Source organism: Methanobrevibacter sp. (genome assembly GCF_045220775.1).
In the GTDB taxonomy this organism is placed as follows: Archaea; Methanobacteriota; Methanobacteria; order Methanobacteriales; family Methanobacteriaceae; genus Methanocatella.
On the sequence record NZ_JBGUWC010000016.1, the window covers coordinates 1 to 3200 of the forward strand.

8 protein-coding genes are annotated in these 3200 nt (G+C 32.6%); all 8 read right to left on the reverse strand.

All coding sequences use genetic code 11. The features are described 5' to 3' along the window. Positions 1-192 (reverse strand): hypothetical protein (locus ACJROP_RS00695; RefSeq protein WP_406533597.1); only part of this gene is annotated, 192 nt, incomplete at its 3' end. Next, positions 185-430: a hypothetical protein gene (locus tag ACJROP_RS00700; protein ID WP_406533598.1), complete on the reverse strand. Its 246-nt coding sequence runs from the start codon at positions 428-430 to the stop codon at positions 185-187. The genes ACJROP_RS00700 and ACJROP_RS00695, both read right to left, overlap by 8 nt. Next, positions 423-860 carry a hypothetical protein gene (locus tag ACJROP_RS00705; protein WP_406533599.1) on the reverse strand — a complete coding sequence of 146 codons (438 nt, stop codon included), beginning with the start codon at positions 858-860 and terminating at the stop codon, positions 423-425. The genes ACJROP_RS00700 and ACJROP_RS00705 overlap by 8 nt, the downstream gene beginning before the upstream one ends. After that, positions 857-1036, reverse strand: a complete 180-nt coding sequence (locus tag ACJROP_RS00710) for a hypothetical protein (protein WP_406533600.1) — start codon at positions 1034-1036, stop codon at positions 857-859. The genes ACJROP_RS00705 and ACJROP_RS00710 overlap by 4 nt, the downstream gene beginning before the upstream one ends. Positions 1037-1096: 60 nt before the next feature. After that, positions 1097-1528, reverse strand: coding sequence for a hypothetical protein (locus tag ACJROP_RS00715; protein WP_406533601.1), 432 nt, complete (start codon positions 1526-1528; stop codon positions 1097-1099). Then, positions 1525-2094: a hypothetical protein gene (locus tag ACJROP_RS00720; protein ID WP_406533602.1), complete on the reverse strand. Its 570-nt coding sequence runs from the start codon at positions 2092-2094 to the stop codon at positions 1525-1527. The genes ACJROP_RS00715 and ACJROP_RS00720 overlap by 4 nt, the downstream gene beginning before the upstream one ends. Then, positions 2076-2549: an HNH endonuclease signature motif containing protein gene (locus ACJROP_RS00725; protein ID WP_406533603.1), complete on the reverse strand. Its 474-nt coding sequence runs from the start codon at positions 2547-2549 to the stop codon at positions 2076-2078. The genes ACJROP_RS00720 and ACJROP_RS00725 overlap by 19 nt, the downstream gene beginning before the upstream one ends. Positions 2550-2588: 39 nt before the next feature. Then, positions 2589-3185 carry a dCTP deaminase gene (gene dcd / locus ACJROP_RS00730; protein ID WP_406533604.1) on the reverse strand — a complete coding sequence of 199 codons (597 nt, stop codon included), beginning with the start codon at positions 3183-3185 and terminating at the stop codon, positions 2589-2591. Between the last annotated feature and the right edge of the window lie 15 nt (positions 3186-3200).

Below are 3200 nucleotides of genomic sequence, written 5' to 3' on the forward strand. Positions count from 1 at the left end.
GATGTCTGCTAAATCCATTAATGTGTATAATCCGAATCCGATGTGTGATTTTTTTATTTTATCATCTGATTCGTAATATTTTTCTGATAATAATTCTGCGAAATCATGTATTAAACATCCGATGTATTCACTATCTCCCATATTATCCTCCAAGTCTGTGTTGAAATATTCTTTTATGAATTTTTTAATCATCTTCGATTTCCCCATCTAGTTTACGGTCAGGACATAATCTGTTAACTAAACGGTATGCTTCTTGATAGTTTTTATCCAATTGATATAATGCTCCATCGCACCATAATTCTTTATCCATATTCCCTTCACGTTCTATACGTTGGGACATTGTTACATGTGTACCTACATTATATAATTCTCCTGCGTAGTGTAGGAGGAGGTTTAATTCCTCGTCGGTGACTTCATATTTTTTAGTCATTTGCAGCCTCCATGTTGAATGTGTCTAGTATTGCTTGTATTTGTAAAGGTTCTGTGTTGAAGTCTTTACGGATTAAAGTGTCTTTTGCGAAATTCACATGATTAAAATACATGCTCTCCAGTATTGCCCTACGTAATTGTTTTAGGATTAATTTTTTATCCTCTTTAAGATTAGTTTGGAATGTTAATGTCACACTCCATTCAGTATCCTTCTGGAATAACATATTACTAGGGTTTATTAAGCTTAAATCTTCACTGAAATCAGCATAATTATAAACCATATCTTTCATTTGTTCAAATCTTTGTCTGCGAATTTCATCAATCACAAAACCACAGCAATACTCGAGTAATCCTAATTCTTTCCGGTATTTGCAGGTTTTACATTCAGGGGTGAAATCGAATCTTCTTAAATCAGCTAGATTATTAATCATCCTTTTCCACCTCCAGTATATCCGTTTTCTTCACCTAATTGGTATAGGTATTCAACTGCACTACCAAGTAATGATTTGATAGTGTCATAATGTTCTAGATTTTTACAGTTGTCTCGGAATTCATTGAATGCATCTATATGTTCATTGTATTCCGTTGACCATTCTGTTTGATTCACTTATAATCATCTCCTCTCATTTTTTGGGTTTTTTCTTTGGGTTTTTTAATTAAATGAGCATTACTTTATGTAATCTTCAAGGTAGAATATTAATATGAAATGTGTGTCGGCGAATTTAATCTTATAACCAGGTAGTTTATCTGTTTGGATACATGAAGCGAAATCTGAGCGTATCTCATTAACTAGGGATTTGTTCATCTTATTATAATTTTTGAAATGATATTCTAATCGGATATGTTTTAATTCACCAGTGACTTTTACTTCTTCAAGGTTTTCTTTCAAGTAATCTGGTAGTTTGCGTTTTATTTTATTTTTTAAAAGATTTATTGTATGATTCAATTCAGTCATTTGTTTTGCAGCATCATATCCTAGGCTTCTTGCACTTACTCCACTCATATCTTTAACCTCCACTAAATCATCCCATTTATACTGGGGCATTGGTGGTCTCATATGTAACAGATCATATTTTATAAAATCAATCCATTTCTTCATAGTATCTCTGATTCTTCGGTTAATAATTTCTCATATACTTCAGTGTTAATAACTGTCCAGGCTAATCCTTCTTTTTCAACTCTTTCTTTTAATCTTAATAATGAGTTGCTAGTGTAACTTTTCTGCTGACCATCTTTATGATTATTAACATAAATCCAATAGAAACCTCTACGTGAACCTTTATCAGGTGTACGATAAACATATTTAACTCCACTTGTTGAATTCTTATGATTTTTTGTCATATCCTCACGTTTCTCCAACAATTCATGATTCAACTTATATGAATCAATAGCTAACTTGTTATCTGTAATAATCCATTCAAGGCCACGGTTCATGACTTTTTGTCTTAATCTTGTTAAATCATACGAGGATAATACTCGAATTTTAGCCCCGTCGAAATAACTGTATTTCCATTGGTAACCTGTGACGACTTTGTTACATTTTGTTAAGCAGACATCTAATATTCCCCATTTATTTGTTTTGAGTAATGATTTATCTTCTAATTCTGGGAATACTGATTCTATCATATCATCATCCTCCAATTCGTCTATGTGAATTCTATCCATTCCAAACCCTTATCCAATACTTTTTCTCGTAATCTGTTTATATCAACAGATCTTATACGCTTACGTTTACCATCCTCCCAATACTGGTAACGGTAAATGAAGCCTTGTTTACATGTTAAATCTTTCTCTTTAATTACACGATAATAATTGGAAGTGTTTTTAGCTTTACTCATATTGATTTTACACTTCCTTGACAATGGTACTCCTTTACGATGCAAGCTCATATGCTCGTGTGCAGTTAGAGCTTTAAGGTTCAGGACACAATTGTTCAGTTTATCCCTGTTGATATGGTGAATGTGCATATCTCTTGGGAGTCGTGTATTATGGTAATCTTCATAGATTAACCGATGCAATAGTTTGTCTTTATTGCCTTCTTTTACACTTACGATTTCATAATAACCGTCTTGGTTAATTGTTGCTGTACCAAATTTTGTTTTAAGTTTACTGGCTATCATATATTAATAAATTAAATAACATCTCTAGTTACACCCCCTTTAATACTCGTATTTGCTTGATATAACTCCTTCACTGTTCTGATAGTGACTATTTAATCCATCATCACCATATCCTCTTTCAACCGGACTGGTTAATGTGAAAAATACAATCTGTGCAATAGGCATACCCCATCTTAAAGTAAAAGGTTTATCAGACACATTCTTAATCTCCAAAGTCACATTACCTTTAAAAGCAGGGTCGACAAATCCTGCGGTTATGTGGATAGCAATACCTAACCTACCGAGACTTGATTTACCATCTACTTGTGCAACCAAATCCCTAGGAACAGTTACATACTCCTCAGTACTACCCAGTATAAACTCACCAGGTTGTAACTCATAACTACATAAACCAAGATTCTTTAATTTACCATCCAATGTTTTCAAGGTCTTATCCAAATGTAAATCAACACTTGCCGGTTGAATACATTCATCTTTAATAGAACCTGAGAATAATTCATGTATCCTTAAACGGATATCTCTGTCAGATAAAATACCAAACCCTTTGTTTTCTAATTTATCAATGTCTTCTTTAATAGCAAATAATGAGTCATAGATTTTATTTAAATCTTTTAGGATCCCTCTGATAAAATACATTTATTTAACTCCTAT